21 protein-coding genes are annotated in these 22,197 nt (G+C 51.8%); 16 read left to right on the top strand and 5 right to left on the bottom strand.

Annotated elements, in window-relative coordinates:
* Positions 1 to 62 precede the first annotated feature (62 nt).
* Entirely contained in the window at positions 63 to 1,010 is a 948-nt protein-coding gene (gene prs / locus CNE01S_RS01145) for a ribose-phosphate diphosphokinase (RefSeq protein ID WP_008454180.1), read from the top strand.
* A gap of 115 nt (positions 1,011 to 1,125) precedes the next feature.
* Positions 1,126 to 2,808, top strand: coding sequence for a C4-dicarboxylic acid transporter DauA (dauA, locus tag CNE01S_RS01140; RefSeq protein WP_096753977.1), 1,683 nt, complete (start codon positions 1,126 to 1,128; stop codon positions 2,806 to 2,808).
* A 15-nt stretch (positions 2,809 to 2,823) separates the two neighbouring features.
* Here dauA and CNE01S_RS01135 read toward each other — a convergent pair whose 3' ends face one another.
* Positions 2,824 to 3,033 (bottom strand): tautomerase family protein, encoded by a 210-nt coding sequence (locus CNE01S_RS01135; RefSeq protein WP_061272439.1) that lies wholly within the window; start codon positions 3,031 to 3,033, stop codon positions 2,824 to 2,826.
* Positions 3,034 to 3,046: 13 nt separating this feature from the next.
* On the bottom strand, positions 3,047 to 3,787 hold the full coding sequence (locus CNE01S_RS01130) for an SDR family NAD(P)-dependent oxidoreductase (protein ID WP_061272438.1): 741 nt from the start codon (positions 3,785 to 3,787) through the stop codon (positions 3,047 to 3,049).
* Between the two features lie 118 nt (positions 3,788 to 3,905).
* Here CNE01S_RS01130 and CNE01S_RS01125 point away from each other — a divergent pair, with 118 nt between their 5' ends.
* Positions 3,906 to 4,817, top strand: a complete 912-nt coding sequence (locus CNE01S_RS01125; protein ID WP_061272436.1) for a LysR family transcriptional regulator — start codon at positions 3,906 to 3,908, stop codon at positions 4,815 to 4,817.
* Here CNE01S_RS01125 and CNE01S_RS01120 read toward each other — a convergent pair.
* Together CNE01S_RS01120 and ychH are read right to left on the bottom strand one after the other, a co-directional pair.
* A complete protein-coding gene (locus CNE01S_RS01120; protein WP_061272434.1) occupies positions 4,774 to 5,826 on the bottom strand; it encodes a MerR family transcriptional regulator in 1,053 nt (350 codons plus the stop codon). The two genes, CNE01S_RS01125 and CNE01S_RS01120, sit on opposite strands and share 44 nt — an antisense overlap.
* Before the next feature lie 123 nt (positions 5,827 to 5,949).
* Positions 5,950 to 6,228, bottom strand: coding sequence for a stress-induced protein YchH (ychH, locus tag CNE01S_RS01115; RefSeq protein ID WP_038482363.1), 279 nt, complete (start codon positions 6,226 to 6,228; stop codon positions 5,950 to 5,952).
* Positions 6,229 to 6,502: 274 nt separating this feature from the next.
* On the opposite strand from ychH, the gene pth reads away from it, so the two are divergent.
* Positions 6,503 to 7,087: an aminoacyl-tRNA hydrolase gene (pth, locus tag CNE01S_RS01110; protein WP_008454164.1), complete on the top strand. Its 585-nt coding sequence runs from the start codon at positions 6,503 to 6,505 to the stop codon at positions 7,085 to 7,087.
* A gap of 139 nt (positions 7,088 to 7,226) precedes the next feature.
* A complete protein-coding gene (gene ychF, locus CNE01S_RS01105) occupies positions 7,227 to 8,318 on the top strand; it encodes a redox-regulated ATPase YchF (protein ID WP_061272432.1) in 1,092 nt (363 codons plus the stop codon).
* A 304-nt stretch (positions 8,319 to 8,622) separates the two neighbouring features.
* Here the strand turns inward: ychF and CNE01S_RS01100 are convergent, their stop codons facing one another.
* Positions 8,623 to 9,366 (bottom strand): hypothetical protein, encoded by a 744-nt coding sequence (locus tag CNE01S_RS01100; RefSeq protein ID WP_061272430.1) that lies wholly within the window; start codon positions 9,364 to 9,366, stop codon positions 8,623 to 8,625.
* Positions 9,367 to 9,556: 190 nt separating this feature from the next.
* On the opposite strand from CNE01S_RS01100, the gene CNE01S_RS01095 reads away from it, so the two are divergent.
* From CNE01S_RS01095 to CNE01S_RS01045, 11 genes are all read left to right on the top strand, one after another.
* A complete protein-coding gene (locus CNE01S_RS01095) occupies positions 9,557 to 10,141 on the top strand; it encodes a Pvc16 family protein (RefSeq protein ID WP_061272428.1) in 585 nt (194 codons plus the stop codon).
* Positions 10,142 to 10,927: a hypothetical protein gene (locus CNE01S_RS01090; RefSeq protein ID WP_061272425.1), complete on the top strand. Its 786-nt coding sequence runs from the start codon at positions 10,142 to 10,144 to the stop codon at positions 10,925 to 10,927.
* A 353-nt stretch (positions 10,928 to 11,280) separates the two neighbouring features.
* Positions 11,281 to 12,840 carry a phage tail sheath family protein gene (locus CNE01S_RS01085; RefSeq protein ID WP_061272424.1) on the top strand — a complete coding sequence of 520 codons (1,560 nt, stop codon included), beginning with the start codon at positions 11,281 to 11,283 and terminating at the stop codon, positions 12,838 to 12,840.
* 78 nt (positions 12,841 to 12,918) lie between these two features.
* On the top strand, positions 12,919 to 13,389 hold the full coding sequence (locus CNE01S_RS01080; protein ID WP_061272422.1) for a phage tail protein: 471 nt from the start codon (positions 12,919 to 12,921) through the stop codon (positions 13,387 to 13,389).
* A 75-nt stretch (positions 13,390 to 13,464) separates the two neighbouring features.
* The gene (locus tag CNE01S_RS01075) at positions 13,465 to 13,941 is read left to right on the top strand and encodes a phage tail protein (RefSeq protein WP_061272420.1); all 477 of its coding nucleotides are present in this window, start codon (positions 13,465 to 13,467) and stop codon (positions 13,939 to 13,941) included.
* A 195-nt stretch (positions 13,942 to 14,136) separates the two neighbouring features.
* Positions 14,137 to 14,790 (top strand): CIS tube protein, encoded by a 654-nt coding sequence (locus tag CNE01S_RS01070; RefSeq protein ID WP_061272418.1) that lies wholly within the window; start codon positions 14,137 to 14,139, stop codon positions 14,788 to 14,790.
* Between the two features lie 14 nt (positions 14,791 to 14,804).
* The gene (vgrG, locus tag CNE01S_RS01065) at positions 14,805 to 16,595 is read left to right on the top strand and encodes a type VI secretion system tip protein VgrG (RefSeq protein WP_061272416.1); all 1,791 of its coding nucleotides are present in this window, start codon (positions 14,805 to 14,807) and stop codon (positions 16,593 to 16,595) included.
* 18 nt (positions 16,596 to 16,613) lie between these two features.
* Entirely contained in the window at positions 16,614 to 16,913 is a 300-nt protein-coding gene (locus CNE01S_RS24215; RefSeq protein ID WP_072279070.1) for a PAAR domain-containing protein, read from the top strand.
* 28 nt (positions 16,914 to 16,941) lie between these two features.
* Positions 16,942 to 17,394, top strand: coding sequence for a GPW/gp25 family protein (locus tag CNE01S_RS01055; RefSeq protein WP_061272414.1), 453 nt, complete (start codon positions 16,942 to 16,944; stop codon positions 17,392 to 17,394).
* The gene (locus CNE01S_RS01050; protein WP_061272412.1) at positions 17,391 to 21,377 is read left to right on the top strand and encodes a baseplate J/gp47 family protein; all 3,987 of its coding nucleotides are present in this window, start codon (positions 17,391 to 17,393) and stop codon (positions 21,375 to 21,377) included. The genes CNE01S_RS01055 and CNE01S_RS01050 overlap by 4 nt, the downstream gene beginning before the upstream one ends.
* A complete protein-coding gene (locus CNE01S_RS01045; RefSeq protein WP_061272410.1) occupies positions 21,364 to 22,194 on the top strand; it encodes a hypothetical protein in 831 nt (276 codons plus the stop codon). Before CNE01S_RS01050 ends, CNE01S_RS01045 begins: the two co-directional genes overlap by 14 nt.
* Positions 22,195 to 22,197: the final 3 nt, after the last annotated feature.

Raw genomic sequence — 22,197 nt, 5'->3', positions numbered from 1 at the left:
CCCGCCCGCACATATTGCGGTAGCAACCATCCGCCACTGGACGCATGCCTGAGGTTCTTCTCGTGCCTGATATGAAGCTTTTTGCTGGTAACGCCACCCCGGAACTAGCACAACGTATTGCCAACCGCCTGTACACCTCCCTTGGTGACGCCGCCGTCGGTCGCTTTAGCGACGGTGAAGTAAGCGTACAAATCAACGAAAATGTACGCGGTGGTGATATTTTCATCATCCAGTCCACCTGTGCCCCAACGAACGACAACCTGATGGAACTGGTTGTTATGGTTGATGCCCTGCGCCGCGCTTCTGCAGGCCGTATCACCGCTGTTATCCCTTACTTTGGTTACGCTCGTCAGGACCGCCGCGTGCGCTCCGCTCGTGTGCCAATCACTGCGAAAGTCGTTGCTGACTTCCTCTCAAGCGTAGGGGTTGACCGTGTTCTCACCGTGGACCTGCACGCTGAACAAATCCAGGGCTTCTTTGACGTCCCGGTAGATAACGTCTTCGGTAGCCCAATTCTGCTGGAAGATATGCTGCAAATCGGTCTGGAAAACCCAATCGTGGTTTCCCCGGACATCGGCGGCGTGGTACGTGCCCGTGCTATCGCTAAGCTGCTGAACGACACCGATATGGCTATCATCGATAAGCGCCGTCCGCGCGCTAACGTTTCCCAGGTTATGCATATCATCGGTGACGTGTCCGGCCGTGATTGCGTGCTGGTTGACGACATGATCGATACCGGCGGTACGCTGTGCAAAGCAGCAGAAGCGCTGAAAGAACGCGGCGCGAAACGCGTATTCGCTTACGCTACTCACCCAATCTTCTCCGGCAACGCGGTTCACAACCTGCGCAACTCGGTGATCGACGAAGTGATTGTGTGCGATACCATCCCGCTGTCTGACGAAATCAAAGCCCTGCCAAACGTCCGTACCCTGACCCTGTCCGGGATGCTGGCAGAAGCCATTCGCCGTATCAGCAATGAAGAATCTATCTCTGCGATGTTCGAACACTGATAGACGTTGCTTTTAAAACCCGCTGCGGCGGGTTTTTTCGTTTTGTACTACTCTTTTTCAATGCCTCCTTCACCTGCCTGAACGACAGATGATGCGCTCACGGATGGAATCACAAGTGAAAACCGTATCTTCTTCTCACGTAATGCCTTTCCGCGCCCTGATAGATGCCTGCTGGCGCGAAAAGTACACCCTGTCCCGCTTTAGCCGCGACGCCATCGCCGGCGTGACCGTGGGGATAATTGCTATCCCTCTGGCAATGGCGCTGGCTATCGGCAGCGGCGTTGCGCCGCAGTACGGTTTGTATACCGCCGCCGTCGCCGGGATTGTTATCGCCCTTAGCGGCGGTTCGCGCTTCAGCGTCTCCGGCCCGACAGCCGCTTTCGTGGTCATTCTCTACCCGGTCGCACAACAGTTTGGCCTTGCGGGGCTGCTGGTCGCCACGCTGATGTCCGGCATATTCCTGATCCTGTTTGGGCTGGCGCGCTTTGGCCGACTTATCGAGTACATCCCGCTGTCGGTAACGCTGGGCTTCACTTCCGGGATAGGCATCACCATCGCCACCATGCAGGTGAAAGACTTCTTCGGCCTGACGCTGGAGCACGTGCCGGAGCACTATCTGAATAAAGTCGCCGCGCTGGCAATGGCGATGCCCACGGTGAATATGGGCGATGCCGCCATTGGCATTGTCACTCTCGCGGTGCTGATTTTCTGGCCTCGTCTGGGGATCCGCCTGCCGGGGCATTTGCCTGCGCTGTTGGCGGGCTGCGCGGTCATGGCTATCGTCACTTCAATGGGCGGGAACGTGGCCACTATTGGCTCCCGGTTCCACTACGTGCTGGCCGATGGCAGCCAGGGGAACGGCATTCCACAGCTGTTGCCTCAGCTAATGCTGCCGTGGAACATGCCAAATTCAGACTTTACGCTGAGCTGGGACTCGCTGAGCGCCCTGCTTCCCGCCGCATTCTCTATGGCAATGCTGGGCGCCATCGAATCGCTGCTTTGCGCGGTGGTGCTGGACGGGATGACCGGGACAAAACATAACGCCAACAGTGAACTTGTCGGCCAGGGGCTGGGAAATATTATTGCTCCGTTCTTCGGCGGTATTACCGCTACCGCAGCGATTGCCCGTTCAGCCGCTAACGTGCGTGCCGGGGCAACCTCGCCGGTTGCCGCCATCATTCACTCGCTGCTGGTGATCCTTGCCCTGCTGGCGCTCGCCCCTCTGCTTTCCTGGCTACCGCTTTCGGCGATGGCGGCTCTGCTGCTGATGGTGGCATGGAACATGAGCGAGGCGCATAAAGTCGTCAACCTGCTGCGCCGCGCGCCGAAAGACGACATCATCGTGATGCTGATTTGTATGTCGCTGACCGTGCTGTTTGACATGGTGATAGCCATCAGCGTCGGCATTGTGCTGGCGTCACTGCTTTTCATGCGTCGGGTAGCCCGAATGACCCGTCTCGCGCCGCTTAGTAACGTGAATGTGCCTGAAGATATGTTGGCGCTGCGCGTCACCGGGCCACTATTCTTTGCTGCCGCCGAAGGGCTGTTCACTCAGTTGGCCCTGCAAGTGCCGGGGCATCGGGTGGTTATTCTGCAGTGGGATGCGGTTCCAGTGCTGGACGCGGGTGGTCTGGATGCCTTCCAGCGCTTTGTGGAGAAACTGCCGGAAGGCTGTGAGCTGCGGGTGACAAACCTTGAATTCCAGCCGCTGCGCACACTCGCACGAGCTGGCGTTAAGCCGATCCCGGGTCGTCTAGCCTTCTTCCCGGACGTTCAGGCTGCGCTGGCCGCCAACTAGCGGCCAGCATCACTCCTACTGCCCGGCTTCGCGTCGTCGCCGGGTGGTCACGCTTTCACGGTTCACGCCCCAGTTGTCGGTGTCAACTTCGTCGATAACCACAAAGGTGTCGGCAGGTTTTTTATTCAGCACCTGCTCCAGCAGATCGGTCACTCCCTCAATCAGCGCCAGCTTCTGCTCTGCGCTGACGCCTTCCCGGGTTACACGAATATTAACGTATGGCATGGCCGTTCTCCTGTCACCAGATCCCGGCGGTGCTGCCGCCGTCAACGGCCATGACGGTCCCACTGACAAACTCTGAATCCGTCAGGTACAACACGGCGTTCACCACATCCTGCACGGTGCCTGTCTTCCCGCTCGGTGACAGCGAGCTGAGAAAACCTACCGAGCCTGAATAATCCGCATGCAGTGGCGTCTCGATAATGCCGGGCGCAACGGCATTAACCCGCACATTGTCTGCCGCCAGTTCTAAAGCCAGTGCCCTGGTCGCCTGGTTTAAACCGCCCTTCACCATTACCGGCAACAAAGCCGGCACCTTGACGTTGGGCTGCATCGCTACGCTCGCCGTAATGTTCACAATATGGCCCGACTTGTTTTTACTCATATGGCGGGCGGCAAGCTGGGACGGGAACAGGAACCCTTTCAGGTTGGTGTTAATCAGCGCGTCGATATCCTGTTCGCTGTATTCGCTCGCCGGTTTCGGGATAAAGATCCCGGCATTATTAATCAGAATATCGACTCGTCCAAAAGCGGCGATAGCCTGCTTAAACAGCGTTTCTGCGGTTGCCTTCAGCGCAATATCTCCGGCCACCGGCAGGAAATTCGCCGTGTTGCCCAGGCTTGCCGCCGCCGTTTCTAAGCGCTTCAGCGTGCGGCAATTGCCGACAACATTGTAGCCGCGAGCCAGATAAGCCTGGGCGATAGCCAGGCCGATGCCGCTTGAGGCGCCGGTCACAATAACGGTTGGGGTTGAGTTCATGCTGTGCTCCTGTGGGTGAATGTGGAGCTCACTATACTTATGACATAATGACCGATAAATTAGCCATCCGTAACATGACAAGATACCTGATGTAACAAATAAAAAGGGATCGCCCGCGATGAGACGCCACTTCGAAGAGATGCAGATCGGCACGCTGGAGCTGTTTTGCCAGGCCGCAGAACAGCTAAGCTTCAGCGCGGCAGCCAATTTTATGGGGATCACGCCTGCGGCGGTCAGCCGTTCTATTGCCCGCCTTGAAGAACGCCTGGGCGTACGCCTGTTCGTGCGCACCACCCGCCAGATCAGGCTGACAGAAAGCGGCGAGCGCTACTTTCTTCAATGCCAGCAGGCGCTGCAGCAGCTCAGAGAAGCCGAGCGAGAAGTCACGGGCGCGCAGATAGAACCTGCAGGCGTGCTGCGAATCAGCCTCCCTACTCCGTACGCTCATTATCGCGTGCTGCCGCTGCTGCCGGAATTCAGAAAGCTTTACCCCCGCGTGTCGGTGCAGGTTCACATCAGCAACCGCAACATCGACTTTGCCGATGAAAGTTACGACATAGCTATTCGAGGCCGTTCGCCTGCGGACTCATCGCTGATTGCCCGCAAGCTCGAAGACTCTGAGCTGATCACGGTCGCTTCACCGGCCTATTTAGCCCGGGCGGGAATACCGAAAACGCTGGACGACTTGAATCAGCACGAGTGCATCCAGTTTGAACTGCCTAGCACCGGACGAAAAGTGCCCTGGACGTATAACATCGACGGCAAAGACACTGACATTTTTACCCGTGGCAGTTTTACCTGCGCGGAAGATGTGCTGGGGATTGTGACGCTTGCAAGAAGCGGTGCGGGCCTGATTCAGACCTACCGGTTCATCCTGGAGCAGGATGTGGCCGACGGGACGCTGGTTGAGGTGCTGCCGGAATACGGCGGCACCTCACGTCCCTTTATTTTACTCTACCCTCACGCCCGCCATCTCTCTCTGCGGGTCAGGAGCCTGGTTGATTTCTTAGTCCAGCGGCTTGGAACATAGCGCCGATGGCCTGCTGCAGCCAGCTCAGTACCTCCGGCGTCATCCAGGTTCCTTTGGCCAGTTCGGGCTCCTGAGCCATTGCGGTGCGGAACTTTTGCTGCGTCTGCGGTGAAGTCCCGGCAAACGACTGAAACAGCTCCAGCCAGCGGCGAGCAAGCTGCTGTGCCTGGTCTGAATCAGGCTTCATCCCTTCCGCATTGGCCTTACGCACAGCGGCCACCAGCGGCGGCCACTCCTGCATACGATCGAAGTAGTGGCGGCGGGTGAAGGCAAACTCCTCCTCGTTGAGGTAGCGCCGGTAAATCTCCAGTTTGCTGTGGCCGAATGCGCGGGTCACGTAGTCGGTCAGGGCCGGAGAGATCCCGGTCTGCCGGGCCATGTCAGGCTCGGCCTGATGCATTCTGTTCAGGCGAACCAAAAAGTCAGGTTCACCCGCCGTATCACGCTCCAGCATTTCCATCCACTGCGTCGCCAGCCGCTGCACCTGCTCATCCTCTGGCGGCACGCCCTGAGCATTAAGCCCGGTCACCTCCTCTACCAGCTGCTTCCATTCCTCGTCACGGCGGCTATCAGGCTGCGCAAAAGGCAGGCGCTGTAACTCTTCTTTTGAAAAATAGCGATCGTACATCATCATTAACTCCAGCGTAGTCAGCCATTCCTCGAGGTCAGGTTCTGCGCCGCTGCGCAAAGTGTCACGTAGCGTAACCAGCCGCTGGCGCAGCACGGCGATTTCCGCCAGCTGGCCATCCAGCATTGAGATCTGCGAATCCAGGATCTCCTGGAGCGACAGCGCCCGACGTTCGAGACAGTCGCGCACCTCACTCAGGCTCATTCCCATCCGGCTCAGCGCCTGGATGTGGTGCAGCCTGGTGATATCCTGCCGGTTATACAGTCGATAACCCGCAGTGGTGCGGGCAGAAGGCAGCAACAGGCCCATCGCTTCATAGTGGTGTAGCGTTCGTACTGTAATGCCAGCACGCTTTGCCAGTTCCCCGACTTTGAACAACATGTCCTGCTCCTTTTGGCTTCTGCTGAGAGGGAGTGTGCAGCCTCACGTTACGTGAGGGTCAACCCGTTAAGCATAAAAAAAACGGCCCCTGAAAAGGAGCCGTTTCTTCAAATCTGCTAAATATTAGCTGTGGCGATGATGTTCATCCCGGCGACAGCGTTTATCGTAGTGGCGAACCCACCAGTAACGGTCGCAGACCTGTTCACGCCCACCGATACGTGCCCCGGCAAGCCAAAGTACGGCCCCGACGAAAATGCTCATCACGGCACCGTGGGCGAAAAACTGAGGCAGATTCAGCTGCGGGAGCTGGTTCAGAACCGAATAGCCCACGCCGACCACCATTACAACCAGTCCCAATCCCATGAGGACATTACCGAGTAACGAAGCGTTTCTGCGTTTCATATGTCACCTCCGCAATATTACGGGTCGGTGGGGAACATCCCCTATCCTTGTGACTAAAGTATAGACAATGCCCCTAAAGAGCATGTGCGTGGGCGATCACAATTACGAACGAAAGCTCTACAAAAGTTTACAAATAAGCACCTGAGTTACTTGAAATTCTAATGGTTCAGATCGTCAACTATTCAAGAATGTGTCGGCGCGGGGATTGCGCTTTGTCAACGCCGCCGTCGCGCAGTAAACTACGCGGCTGTGAACGGTTTTCAGGAATTTAAACGTGAGCATCAAATTAATTGTCGGCCTGGCCAACCCAGGCGCTGAATATGCAGCGACCCGCCATAATGCCGGAGCCTGGTATGTGGATTTACTGGCCGAACGCCACAATCAGTCGCTGAAAGAAGAAGCGAAATTCTTTGGCTATACCGCCCGCATTAATCTTGGCGGCGAAGACGTCCGTCTGCTGGTTCCGACCACGTTTATGAACCTCAGCGGGAAAGCTGTTGCCGCCATGGCGACTTTCTTCCGCATCGCCCCGGACGAAATTCTGGTGGCCCACGATGAGCTTGATCTGCCGCCGGGCGTGGCAAAATTCAAACTGGGTGGTGGCCACGGCGGGCACAACGGTTTGAAAGACATCATCAGCAAACTGGGCAATAACCCGAACTTTCACCGGTTACGCGTAGGGATCGGTCATCCGGGCGATAAAAACAAAGTTGTCGGCTTTGTGCTCGGCAAACCGCCGGTTAGCGAACAGAAGCTGATCGACGATGCCGTCGACGAAGCGGCGCGCTGCACCGAGGTTTGGCTGAAAGAAGGCCTGACAAAAGCGACCAATCGTCTGCACGCCTTTAAAGCACAATAATTCCTTCTTCCGCCCTGGCGGAAAGGATTTCCACGCCCGCTGACGGCGGTTTAAGTGTATAATGCGCAAAGTTATCTACATTTTTTCAATGAAAACGTTAAAATTCATTGATTATCAAGCAATTAAGGTGATTTAAACCATGGGATTCAAATGCGGTATCGTCGGCTTGCCGAACGTTGGTAAATCCACTCTGTTCAACGCGCTGACCAAAGCGGGTATTGAAGCGGCTAACTTCCCGTTCTGTACCATCGAGCCGAATACAGGCGTTGTGCCAATGCCGGACCCGCGCCTGGACAAGCTGGCCGAAATCGTTAAACCGCAGCGTATTCTGCCGACCACCATGGAGTTCGTGGACATCGCCGGTCTGGTGAAAGGCGCGTCTAAAGGCGAAGGCCTGGGCAACCAGTTCCTGACCAACATCCGTGAAACCGAAGCTATCGGCCACGTGGTGCGCTGCTTCGAAAACGACAATATCATCCACGTAAATAATAAAGTGGATCCGGCTGACGATATCGAAGTTATCAACACCGAGCTGGCGCTGTCTGACTTGGATACCTGTGAACGCGCTATTCACCGCGTGCAGAAGAAGGCCAAAGGCGGCGACAAAGACGCTAAAGCCGAGCTGGCCGCGCTGGAAAAATGCCTGCCACAGCTGGAAAACGCCGGCATGCTGCGCGCGCTGAACCTGACCGAAGAAGATAAAGCGGCAATCAAATACCTGAGCTTCCTGACCCTGAAGCCAACCATGTACATCGCCAACGTTAACGAAGACGGTTTTGAAAACAACCCGTACCTCGATAAAGTCCGCGAAATCGCCGCAGGTGAAGGTTCCGTCGTGGTTGCCGTTTGCGCTGCCGTCGAATCCGACATCGCCGAGCTGGACGACGCTGACCGTGAAGAGTTCATGGCCGAGCTGGGTCTGGAAGAGCCGGGCCTGAACCGCGTGATCCGCGCAGGCTACGAGCTGCTGAACCTGCAAACTTACTTCACCGCTGGCGTGAAAGAAGTACGTGCCTGGACCATCCCTGTCGGTGCGACCGCGCCACAGGCGGCGGGTAAAATCCACACCGACTTCGAAAAAGGCTTCATCCGTGCGCAAACCATCGCCTATGAAGACTTCATAACCTACAAAGGCGAGCAAGGCGCAAAAGAAGCCGGCAAAATGCGCGCCGAAGGTAAAGACTACGTCGTGAAAGATGGCGACGTGATGAACTTCTTGTTCAACGTCTAAATAAAACTTGTTGTCTCATGAGGTTTCTTTGAATCTCATAGCAACGGAAAAACCCTAAAAAATCCACGCTATTGCGTGGATTTTTCATTTCATAATGTCTCAACTCATCTCGTAACAACGCTGTCAAAAATGAGTACATGGATGAGTACAACATTCTTCCATCTTCATTTTTAGTGAGTGCAATGACGGTATAATAATTAAACAATCCCCCGTTATGCTCACCGATACCCAATGCCGCACTGCCTGTGCCGTAAGAAAAACCCTATCGGCTCAATCATTTCAATGGTCTCTCTGCTTTTAGGCGTCACACATGCATGTTGAGCACGCTCCCTGTTACCGTAGTTATGGGCCCAGGTGCCTGATAAGCTATCGGCCGACTAGTGGTTCCACCGGCTTGCACCTCTTTTGTTCTGAAGGTGTAACGCTGCTGAAATTGATCGGGAAGATTGTTTATACGATCATTATTGGGGGTGACGATATAATTAGTACGGTTCAAAATATTCATATAATATCTGACCTCGTAGGCTGATCCAATATTCCCTACGATATTTTGCGCAGCATTTTCTATAGTGTGGTGTTGATTATTCATTGAGGACGTAATGGGCACAATATTACTGAACCCTCCTCCACCGCCAAGGGCATCATTAACCATGTGTCCCCCAACCCAGGTTCCTCCAACGATATTCGCCACGGTTTGTGCTTCAGCCCTTGGCCCGGATTCTACCCCTCTACGTTGTGTTTCAGCCTGTAACCACCCACTGTCGTAATTATCGACATTATTGGTAATAGTAACGGTCTGAACCCGCTGTATAACGCCAGCGCGTTGGCTCACTGGAATTCCGTTTACATTGGTCATAAGCTGTAGTTGCGGAATTTGAGTGCGTTGAGGGCCATTATTCACCTGTCCTTGCGGTTTTTTATATGCAACCGCCGCAGATCGATTATCCACAAACCCAAAAGGATATTTCCCATTACCTTTCTTCTGAGCAACAGAAGCGGCAACGGCACTATTTTTATTCTCTTTCGACTTTTTCATTTGTGCATACATATCTTAAACCTTTTTAGGTAAGCACTTTCGTGACAGGGTTTTAGAACGACAACGCATTCCTTACACACTGTAGTCCGTATGACAAAAACCTACAGCCCCCCTTTAAAGTTGTAAAAAACTTAGCGTATGCGTTATAGCTATAGGGTCCCTCTGCCGACCGTAATGCTCTATTCTCGATCAGGAACATCTTATGCTGGATAACTGCTTAGATTACTTAAAAGAAAGAATGAACCAGTCGATAAAAAACACCTTCGAGTTATCTACTGACCTGGTGATTGTCTCCCCGCCGACAGATCTCGACGGTTCAAGAACCGATAAAATACAGAATAAGATCCTTATTTTTATTAGCAATATTGAAAAAGATGTCTTCTCCAAAAGCCTTCGGCAGGATAGCAATCTGGGCGGGAGCAGAACGGCGCTGTCTTCTAAACCCCTTTTTATCACCCTGACGGTCACCGTCGCGGCAAACTTTACCACCAGCCATTATACCGATGGCCTAAAAGTCCTCTCTCACCTGCTCGCCTTTTTCAATCGTCACAACAGCTTCACCCGGCAGAACTCCCCTGATCTGCCCCAAAATATTGAACAGATCAATATGGAGCTGGAATCTATACCGGGTGAACAGTTAAATCACATGTGGGGAATATTTGGCTCACACTATCTGCCGTCCTGTATTTACCGGGTAAGAGCGCTGGTGCCGGACAGTGAATCTATCCTTTCCCAGGCAGGCAATATCCGCCTGACGGATACCGCCCTGAGCAAAAGAGACCGCTAAATGACAGACTATAAGCCTTTCCTGACCGTGAGCGTCAGGCATGAATACTACAACACACATGAAAATGCGCTGGCCCCGATAGACGTTCTGCCCGAAGGTGAAACTGCCCTTTTGCTCAAACAGTGCGGTATGCTTATAAAGGCGAAACCGGGTGTTATCCATCTTATTGCAGACCCGGCACTCTTGGCTGACTTAGTCGATTTAATCAATGATTTTCACTTAACCTTTTTTCTCATCAGCCAGGATCCCACGCTCAGAAGCATGACAAACATGCCCGCCACGTTTGATATCACAAATATCAACGTCAGCTTCGCCCAATCCGCAACGTTGAGTACCCCTGCAGAAAACTGGACAAATCGAGAAAGCCTCCCGCAGGCTCTCACTCATTATGACCACAACTTATTAGGCGTTCTTAACATTCATATCCCAAAAGAATGTTTTACGTCAGGGCAAAAACTCCTTACCGTGCAGTTCAACACCCTCTCGACTTACTGGAAGTATTATTTTTTCTCACTGAACGCTAAGCCTGCACTCAGTATTACTTGCCCAACTGATAGTCTGCCGGACTTCACGGAGAAACCGACAGAGCAAATCGCCGATAAAACTGCCCGGGTATTCCTTTCAAAAAATAAAATGCCATTACAGAAGGTTTATACGACATCGCTGTCCTTATTGCAGGACAATAAAACAATGATAAAATCATTGCCTTTCCCCAGGTCTGACAGTATGTCAACAATATTTATCGACGGTGAGGGACATTTAACCTCGCATATTTATGTCAGCTAACACCTTTAAAGCCAACAAATCTTTTAATTTAAGCATAAGCATTCATATTTAAGCATCGCTAAAACCCCCTTGCACCCTAATTTATTTGAAGTCGATCAGCTTTTTAAAATATATTCTTGGCCCGCACCTCTATAGTTAAAAAAACTTATCAATGTCATAAAAGTATAAATTCATTGTCCATAAAACGGGCCATTGCGTTTTATTTAAAACGGCTGTTGACAGTAAACACGGCAAACGCTATACCAGTCTAAGCAAAAGTCAGACAGTTCCTATTGAATGCCTTTCTTAACATTGCTTTTTCCTGTGTTAACAGTTGGGCATGATTGCCACTCAATTACCTGAAGGTCCAAATCATGGGCGTAATGAAAACTCCGGGTGTATATATTGTTGAGCAAAACGCATTTCCGAACTCTGTTGTTGAAGTGGCAACATCGGTTCCCGCGTTTATTGGATACACAGAAAAAGCGGTCAACGGCGGTAAATCGCTAAGTAATCAGCCCTGGCGGATTACTTCCATGTCAGAATACCGGCAATATTTTGGCGGAGAACCCCAGCATATATTTGAAATCGCCGAAATAAAAACACCTGCCGACGACAATGTCAGAGAGGCCTTTAAGCAGGCTGATAAAACCTATCAGATCTCACAGACCAATACCCGACATCACCTTTACTACAGCATGCTATTTTTCTTTCAAAATGGCGGCGGGGCTTGTTATATCATTTCCGTCGGCAGTTACACCGACACTATTGATGCCGGGGTATTAAAAGAAGGGATTAACCCGCTCATCAAAGAAGCTGAACCGACTATGCTGCTCATTCCAGAAGCCATCCAGCTGGCAGAGGATGACTGCATCAACGTTGAGCAGGCCATGCTGGGCCACTGCGGCGGTAAAATGAAAAGCCGCGTGGCCATTTTAGATGTCTGGAACGGGTATAAAGACAGGCAGCACCCGGACGGGGACTGTGTGGAAAATTTCCGATCCAAACTGGGCACCAATTATCTCGATTATGCCTCTGCCTATTATCCCTGGCTCAACACGTCCATCGTGCAGGACAGCGATGTCAGTTTTCTCAACGTCGGTAATTTAGACAAACTGACGGAGCTTCTGAACACTGAGGTTGCGGCATCGTTCAGCGATCTCGATGGCCTGACGCCGGAAGAACTCAGCACCGGTGGGAACAAGCTCAGAGCAACCCGCAAACAATCCATGTTGGATGAAATCGCTAAGCTAAGTACCGAACTTGCCCCGGCGGACGCGGTGCTTTTACATAAAATTCTTTTCAATATCAGCCCGCTCTACCAGACCATCATGGCGGATATTAAATTCCAGCAAAACATCCTGCCGCCTTCCGCGGCAATGGCCGGGATTTATACCATGGTCGATAACGCCCGTGGCGTCTGGAAGGCCCCTGCCAACGTCAGCGTTAACGCCGTAGTCTCACCCACGGTGAATATCAGCGACGATGAGCAAGAAGATTTAAACGTCACCACTCAGGGCAAATCTATTAATGCTATTCGCCCCTTCATCGGCGAAGGCACGCTGGTCTGGGGCGCCAGAACGCTGGATGGCAACAGCCTCGACTGGCGCTATATCAACGTCAGACGCACGATGATTATGCTGGAAGAGTCGATCAGACTGGCGTCGAAAGCCTATGTTTTTGAGCCTAACGTCGCCAACACCTGGGTTTCCATGGAAAGCATGCTGAGCAACTTCCTGTACGGCATCTGGAAGCGAGGCGGTTTAGCCGGTGCCACGCCAGGCGAAGCCTACAACGTCAGCGTCGGTCTCGGTAAGACGATGACGGCCAACGATATTCTGGAAGGTATTTTGCGGATCACCGTGCTAGTGGCAATCGCCAGACCGGCCGAGTTTATCGAAATCACCTTCCAGCAAAAAATGCAGGAATCGTAGAAACCGCCATCGTGTTCCGATGTGGTTGGCATTCAATATCGTCGAATATGACGTGGACAGTTTTCCAGGAGAATCCCCATGGCAGATGATGGTTCAGCGCAATCAGAAACAGTATGGCCGATGCCAAAGTTCCACTTCGAAGTGAAGTGGGACGGCGGCGCCGGTGCCGGGATGGTTTCAGCCTTTCAGGAAGTATCCGGTCTTGATTCTGAAGCACAACCGATTGAATACCGGGCAGGCAACAGCCCCGTCTTTTCAACCATAAAAATGCCTGGATTGATAAAAACCGGCAATATCACCCTCAAGAAAGGCATCTTTAAGGGAGATAATAATTTCTACACCTGGTATTCAAAAATAAAAATGAACACCATCGCCCGTACCGCAGTTACCATTAACTTATTGGATGAAAGCGGCGCTCCGGTAATGAGCTGGAAATTAAAAAATGCCTGGCCAACAAAAGTTACCGGCACCGACCTAAAGTCAGACAGTAATGAGGTCGCCGTTGAAAGTATTGAACTTGCCCATGAGGGAATGGAAATCTCCGTTTAATGTCTGGCCACAATAAGGTTTTACGCTTAGTTGGTGTAAAGCCTTATTTCCTCTGACAGGGTGCAAGGTGATCGGATGGAAATAATAAAAGGCAAAGGCGGGACGCAGGGAGATGGGGAATGGCCTCTGCCGGCTTTCTACTTCAGCGTTTCGATCAGTGGATGCGCTGGCGATACGGCTTTTCAGGAGGTTTCCGGGCTGGAATTCCAGATAGACACTGAAGAGTACATCGAAGGCGGAAACAATCTGGTTTATCACCTGCCTAAGTCGATTAAAAATAGCAATTTGACATTAAAGCGAGCGGTAACGGAAAAAAAATCCCAGCTGCTCGCCTGGTGTCTTGGCATCGTCAATGATCAGTTGTCCAAACCGATCTCGACCAAGAGCGTGTCGATCAATTTGCTCAATGAAAATGGCATGACCTGCAAAAGCTGGACGGCATCCAATGCGTACCCGGTCAAGTTGAAAATGGAACCCTTCAACGCAACCAAGAACGACATTGCCATAGAAGAAATTGAAATCTGCTTTAACCGTTTACAAAGGAACTTATAACTGTGCCAGTCGAAATAAAACAGCTTGTTATTAAGTCAAAGACCATCAGCGATGACGGTAAAAACCCATCACCCAATGCAAATGAATCGCATCGTGACGCGGACGAAAAACCGTCCGGTAATGGTTCTGCTTATCGCCCTGTTAGCGTAAATGAGACGAGAGAAAGATAGGCAATTTTATTAAAGGGCATGCGGCATGGAAAGAATAACAATAAAATCGATTACCTCCAGCGGAAACGTGGCACAGACATTTTCGGCGACGCTGAACCCGAATAGCATTAAGCACAACTTTGGTATTTCTTACACCAATACGGGCCTGCAACAGCAAGGGGATCTCTCGCCGAAAACCGCATTCAAAGGCTACGAGAGCGAAAAACTGGACTTCGAACTGTTACTGGATGGCACCGGCGTCACCGGCAACACAAGCACCAGCACCGTTCAAAAGCAGTTGGCCACGCTAAAAAAAGTGACCTACGCCTACAACGGTGAACAGCATGAACCCTATCCCGTTCTCATCACGTGGGGCGCGTCCGTCAGCTTCAGGGGTCGCCTGACGTCTATCAGCATTAATTACTCTCTTTTTGATTCCTCCGGTAATCCGCTTCGCGCCACGGTCTCGCTGAGCTTTACCAAATTTTTGACGCAAAAAGAAAAAAGCGCGTTAAAGAAACAATCCTCCCCGGATTTAACGCATATTGTGGAATTTAAAGCGGGCGACACGCTGCCCATGCTGTGCCATAAGATTTATAACGACAGCAGTTATTACCTCGAGGTCGCTCGTGCCAATGACCTCATCAGCGCCCGGCAGATAAAACCCGGCACTAAACTTTATTTTCCCCCTTTAATTTAGTCATCAGGCTTACTATGGCAATCTCTCCTTCATCCAACAGCACAGGCGTAACAACCTATACCCTTAAAGTTAATGGTAGCCCGATGGACAGTTCCATTGGGGTTATCTCCATTAATATTGATTATCGAATCAATCATATCGCCACGGCAGAAATCATCCTGAGCGATGGTGATATGGCCGCCCAACGCTTTGATATCAGTGATGCCGACACCTTTAAGCCTGGCGCAATCATTTCTATTTCGGCTGGCTACGCCAGCGATGAATCCCCTATTTTTGAAGGTATCGTTATTAGTCACGGCATTGAAATCACGCCGGATAACAGCACATTTCTTCACATTGTCTGTAAAGACAAGGCAGTAGGCATGACTGTCGCCAAACACAGCCAGTGCTTTCTCGCTAAATCGGACAGCGCAATCATCAGCAGCCTGATTGCCAATTATGCCGGCGTGACGGGCTCCGTCGGCAGCATTGCCGACACGCATTCGGAACTGGTGCAGTTCAACAGCACTGACTGGGATTTTATGCTCACCCGGGCCGAAGCCAATGGCTTTGTGATCGTCAATCAGTCCAATAAGGTAACGGTTGATAAACCGTCGGTAAGCGGCTCGGCAGCGCTCGTCGTCACTTATGGCGCGGATTTAATGGCGTTTTCTGCAAAGGTGGATGCCAGGAACCAGCTTACGTCTGTGACCGCCACTGCATGGGATTCAACGAAGCAGGATATGGTGACGGGCAAAGGGGCAGCGCAATCCATCTCGGGTCAGGGCAATTTCACGAGCCAGGATTTAGCACAGGTTTTAGGCATCAATGATTACACCCTGCAAACCGCGTCCCTCCTGAGTTCAGATGCACTGACCAGCTGGGCTAATGGCCAACAGGTGAAGGCCATGCTAAGTAAAGTCCGCGGCAGCGTGACTTTTCAGGGAAACGCAAGTGCCGTCATCAACAGCCTGATTGAGCTGGCCGGCGTTGGCGAACGCTATAACGGCACGCATTATATTGGCGCGATTCATCACAACATTGAAAAAGGCCAGTGGGTAACCACCGCCGAACTGGGGCTGTCTCCCATGTGGTCGGCTGAACATCGTGATATTGGCGCGCCGCCTGCAGCAGGTTATTTGCCGCCCGTAGATGGTCTGCAAATTGGCGTGGTAACCAAACTGAACGAAGATCCTGATTCAAATTACCGTATTCAAATAAAAATACCGACGTTAAACAGTGAATCCAATTTAATTTGGGCGCGCTTAGCGACCTGGTACGCCTCGGCGGGCTTCGGGAGCTTTTTTATTCCTGAAGTCGGGGATGAGGTTATTGTTGGCTGCCTCAATCAGGATCCAGGCAACCCGATCGTTTTAGGATCGGTATACAGCAGTAAAAATAAGATGCCGCAGGAGCTTACGGCAGAAAACCATATCAAAACCCTCGTGACCAAAAGCCAGATGAAGGTTGTCTTTGATGACGAAAATAGCGTGATGACATTTATCACCCCCAACGGAAACTCCATCGTCATGAGTGATAAAGAGAAGTCCATCACCCTGACCGATCAAAATAGTAACACCATCGTCATGGGGGAAAGCGGTATTTCTCTGAGCAGTAGCAAAGACATCAAGCTGTCCGCCAAAAACGCCGTCAGTATTGAATCCACCAGCAATACCACGATTAAGGCAACCGGCGATGCCAAAGTGTCTGGTTTGAACGTGACCGCGCAGGCCAACACCGGCATAACGCTCAAAGGGAACGCCACCGCCGAACTCTCCTGTTCAGGGATAACCACCGTAAAAGGTGCGCTGGTCAAAATTAACTAGCTAAAAACGGAGTGACTTATGCCCTTTGCCGCCAGAATTACCGATTTACAGATCTGCCCGATGGCCACGCCCGGTTTGCCGCCGATTCCCCACGTCGGCGGCCCCATTATCGGCCCAGGCGTGCCGACGGTATTGATTGGTAGCCTGCCTGCGGCCGTTATCGGGGACAGCTGCACCTGCGTAGGACCGCCCTCAACCATCATTAAAGGATCGGCCACGGTCATGATTGGCGGGAAACCGGCGGCACGAATAGGAGACACCACGACGCACGGGGGCACCATCACCTTAGGTTGCCCTACCGTCATCATTGGTGGCTAATTGCCGCCCATCAGGAGCCCGGATAATTATGACCGACGATAATGCATTTTTGGGCACCGGCTGGGCATTCCCTCCTCATTTTCAGGGGCCGGACCGTCACGCCGTCATGAGTTCGGATAGCCAGGATATTGAGCAAAGCTTAACGATTCTGCTTTCCACCACGCCAGGAGAGCGACCTATGGTGCCCGACTTCGGCTGCCGCATTCATCAGTTTGTCTTTGAAGAGCTCACGCAAACGGTATTAACCCAACTGGAGTCTGAAATTCGTCACGCCATTTTGTTTTTCGAATCACGGATCACTCTCGAAGAGATGCATTTTCTGCCGGAACCGCGGACCGGGAAGTTGCTCATCCAGCTCGATTACAGCGTGATAACCACCAACACCCGCAGCAATATGGTTTATCCCTTCTATCTAAATGAAGGCACGTTAATCTCACCTCAACTGCTGCCGCTCACCCATGAATGGGATATGGTGCAATGACTTCACGGCAACAGCGCCTGGATGAGGCAATTAATCCCGCCTTACTTAAACCCCATGAGCTCAGCTTTGAGCAATTGATTGTCTGGGCGCGGCAGTTTGCCCGGACGCTGCCCTTTAGAAACCTCCAGGATCGGTTGGAGGGGCACTGGGACAGTTTATTTGAGCAAAATGAAATTGTGGTTTGTGCCGCCATTGCCACCAGCCACACCGGGCAGATCCAAACCCAATTCAAGCAGGCGCTGGCTCAGGGCGATGATGCAGCCACTGATTTTTTATTTGTGCTGTTAAAGCGATTACAAGAATGGTATCTGCACCTGCCGGCAACCCCCGAGAGCGCTTATCAGTTCAAATATTACCTGTTACACGAATATCAGTCCCATCTGACATTGCCGATCGGCCTTGTTATCACCCGCCTGCCCGAGCATTTCCGCCATCGCGTGCAGGAGCTCGATACAATATGGAATCTCGATCAGCAAAAACTGGACACCGCCTCCCGTGTACTACAGCGCAGCAGTTTCACGGAACAAATACGCCACTGCTTTGCAAAAATCGTTTTTGTCATCGAACAAATAAAACAGCAAAGCCAACAGGTCTTGCAGACCGCACTGGTTCACCAGCAAAACGCGCCGCAACAGGCACTCTATTTTGCTTTCCTCAAGCTGTTTGAGCGTGCCCAGCAGAGCCTGAATCATTTCACGGAAAAACACCTGCAATTTTATTACCAACGCGTCCTGCAGCAGGAGAAGGAGATTCCTCCAGACAACCCGGTATACCTGAAACTCTCGTTAAACAACCCAACCGACAGGACGATTCAGTTTGAATCCGGCTTCGGGTTTAGCCCTGGGGAAACGCCTGACTTTACCCCCATTATTTACCGCAGTGCCTGGCCGATAGAAGTCACGGATGCCGAGGTTTCGCATATATACAACCTCACGCTGCAACGCGACCCGCTGGTTTCACCCGAGAAAGAATCTGGCTTTGTCTGCGGGGTGAGCGGCCAGCATATCGCCATTACGGCTAACGCTACCGGCGAAAATTTCCCCCGTGAACAACAATTCAATCTGTTCAAAAACCAGTATAAAACCGATGACAACACGCAACCGATGGGGCTTATCATCACCGATCCGATATTCTCGCTGGAGCAGGGTAATCGCGTCGTCAGTCTCGTGATACATCTTAAAGAGGTGAGATCGAATATTGTTGCGCAAGAACTGCTGGGGGCAAACGATCGAGACAAGATTATCGCGGCCTTAAAAAATGTGTTTAATCAATTGCTCATCACCCATGCCCATTTATTCGAAGACTGGGCCGCACGAATAAGCGTCGATCATTTAGTCCAAACGCTCTCGCCTGAACAGCTTAGCCAGTTTGAACGCGTAAAGCCGCCGCAGAACAGCTACGTTGCCTATAAGCTGTTTTATCTGCAGGTGTTGCATTTTATTCATTCAGTGCCCGACGAGCCAGGCCAGGCAATGCCGTACGGCTTATCCGGTAAAACACTTCTTTTTCGCGTTATTGGCCAAATCGTGGCTCGCCGCTCGCTTTACTGTACTCCGTGGTTAACGGCATCTGATATCAGCGATATTCTAAGCACAGTAGCCCCGATGCTGACGGAAGACCCGATTGCGTATTCCACCCTCAAAGAGTTGTTCAGCTACTCAACCACGGCGGCATTTTACCAACTGCTGCAGGGCGTTTTTCACATTGAAGCCTCCACCGCCAAAGGATGGGAAACGCTGCCGAATGTCGAAATTCACCCCTGCACGTCCGCTGAATGCCAGATTGGCTTTAAGGTGAAATGCCACATTGATACCGGCTTTGCGCCAATTGTTCCGCTTTATGCCTCATACCCGCACAGCGCATCGCTGAAAATAACGTTAAAACGGCAGAGTAATTGCTTCCCCTACGCCATTTTCCGTGACTTCGAATTATCAAAATTTGAGGTAGCCGCCCAGGTTCAAGGGGTGACGCAGCTGCAATTATTTAACCCGGAAGGGCAAGTCGATACCGCCCAGCCCTTTTTCTTATTTGGCTCACAACCTTATCTGGATGCTTATGCCGTGATTGCCAACGAAGAAATTGCCAGGAAGTCAGTGACTCAGGTCTCACTGAACCTGCATTGGGGCGGGCTTCCCGCAGGGTCTGATGGCTTCAAACAGCACTACGAGCAATATCCGTATCCGTACACCAACGCCAGTTTTCAACTTATTTCTGAAGTTTTGAGTCACGGACAGTGGGTGGAGATCGGCCCGGCACACATACCTTTGTTTACGCCCGCCACGGGTCCTTTGCGCCACGATCGGCATATTAAATTCTCCGACGTTAAAAAATGCTATACCCCGATAACGCAGCCCTGGCCAAAAACACCCTACAGCAACCAGTCAGGCTTACGTGACGGGCTATTTAAGTTAAAACTGACCGGCCCGGAACCCGCCTTTGGCCATAAAGACTATGCGCCTTTATTGAGCGACACGCTCACGCATAATGTGACTAACAAGCGTAAAAGAAAGCTGCCGAACCCGCCTTATACGCCTTTGGTGACCCGAATTTCTTTGGATTATTCGGCGGAAGCCACTCTGGATATCATGGCACTCGATGACAGCCGCCAAAGCGAGATTATTCACCTGCATCCGTTTGGGCAAAACGTTATTTACCCAACGACACAACTCCAGCAGATCGGCCGCCCGCGCTTTTTCCCGAATTACAAAGAAGACGGGCACTGCTTTATCGGCATCGCGGCCACTGAGCTTTCCGGCTATTTAAATCTCTTTTTCGTCTTTGACGGCAGTTCAAAATTACTCACACCTTATCCGTCGACATTTTATACGTGGTACTACCTGGTGGATGACGAATGGCACGCGCTCAGCCCCAATCAGATTATTCACGACACGACGCTAAGCTTTCTCACCACCGGGATTGTTACGCTCGATATTCCGGACGACATTAACACCGAGCACGGCGTAATGCCCGCCGGCCTTTTCTGGCTGCGTGTAAGTACAAATAAAGGCATCGACCGTTATCCAGACTGCCTGCATGTCGCCACGCACGTAGTAAAAGTCATGGGGAAAGGCGCTCCTCTTGCCGACGATGGTGTCACTCCACGCTCCTTTTCTGCATGGCGAAGCATACCTCGTCGGGCAAATCTGGCTCCCATCGCCCAGTTAAATCCGATGATAAAAATTCCTGAAATAGAAAGCGATCGTCATTTTCAAATGCGGGTCAGCGAGACCTTGCGCCACAAAGGCAAAGCCATCACCCCCTGGGATTATAAACATCTTATTCTTGAGAACTTTCCTGAAGTCGGTGCCGTATACTGTTTCCCGACGCGAACTTATTATTCTGAGGCGCCGGCTGCTGGCCACGTTTTAATCATCGTGACCCCGATCAACACATCTTGCGATCACTCCCTGTGCGCCCCCAAACAGTTAGATTCTTCATATTTACTCAGCATCCGCCGTTTTCTGCAGGGCATTTCTCGCGCTCACGTACAAATAGACGTGCGCAATCCTGGGTATGAAAAGATTCAGATCAGATGCAAAGTCACGCTAAAAGAGGGCGTGAACCACGGCCCTGCGTTGCGCAAGCTGGAGTATGCGGTTAAATCACAATTATGCCCCTGGGAGCCGGATACGCTCAATACAGGCCTGGGGTTCCGTTTGTCCCTTGAGAAACTCAGCGCCTTTATTCTTGGGCAAGAAAATATCATTAATGTCAGTGCATTATCCGCGCTAAAAATCAGCATCGATGAAGATACCGACTATTCGCTACAGGACAGCGCGGCAACCTCCCAGCCTATTCAGGCGGCTTTGCCGTGGTTTTTATTGATTCCCGAAGAACATCACTACATTCAAATTTCACCCGATAACCTCATTCACAAGCCGGTGAATGTGGGCATTGGCGAATTAGCGATCGGGGAGCAGTTTATTGTGGGTCCCGCTTCGACTTCGAATAAAAAAGGTGCACAAAATAATGGCAAAACGTAATCGAAGTACGCTAAAAAACTATTTTCGCCACGGCACCATGCCGTCAGCCGAGCATTTTTCGGATCTGATTGATTCCTGCGTGAATCAGATTGACGAAGGCTTTATCAAACCGCCAGAAACGGGGCTGCAGCTAAGAACCCTGGACCAGGAACACATTCTGAGTTTCTATCAGCAAAATAACCACGACACGCCCTTGTGGCACGTGGGCTTTGCCCCCCAGGGCAATAATCTGCACATTTTTGCCAACCCGGAAGCGGATATTACGCGGGCGGACGCGGACAATAACGCCCCCGCGCAGGCCGTCAATCTGTCGATGACGCCCCAAGGCTACGTGGGCATTAATACCGCCACCCCGAGGCAAGCCCTGGAAGTGAACGGCACCGTCGCTTCTCAGGGAAGAAAGGGGATAGTGTTTATTGATACTCCCGTTCCCGCTGACGGGGAATGGCACGATATTACGCCCGAACTGGAAGGGTGCCATATGCTCGAAGTGGTCGCGGGGATTGGTATTCGTTACAGCGGACGATATGCGCTCGCCCACGCCATCGCGATCAATACCTGCGCCCCCAATAAGCGCTGGTGGCAGCGAAAAGACAAAAACCCCATCAATGTGACTCAGGCGCACTTCCACTCTTCTGCCGACAAAATTCAATTCCGCTGGCGGCAAAGAAACCATAAAGGCACCGTGCGCCCTTACGCCTTGCAAATTCGCACCAACACCGCCTTTGGCGAAAACCAGACAATCCAATACCACATTACGCAGCTATGGCACGACGCGTTTATGCAGCAATGCCAACCTGCGACGGTAGAGGAGTAAATC

The sequence above is a fragment of the Cedecea neteri NBRC 105707 = ATCC 33855 genome (assembly GCF_001571265.1).
Taxonomy (GTDB): domain Bacteria; phylum Pseudomonadota; class Gammaproteobacteria; order Enterobacterales; family Enterobacteriaceae; genus Cedecea; species Cedecea neteri.
The sequence above is the reverse complement of the archived record's forward strand: the minus strand, read 5'-3'. Positions and strand labels throughout refer to the sequence as shown.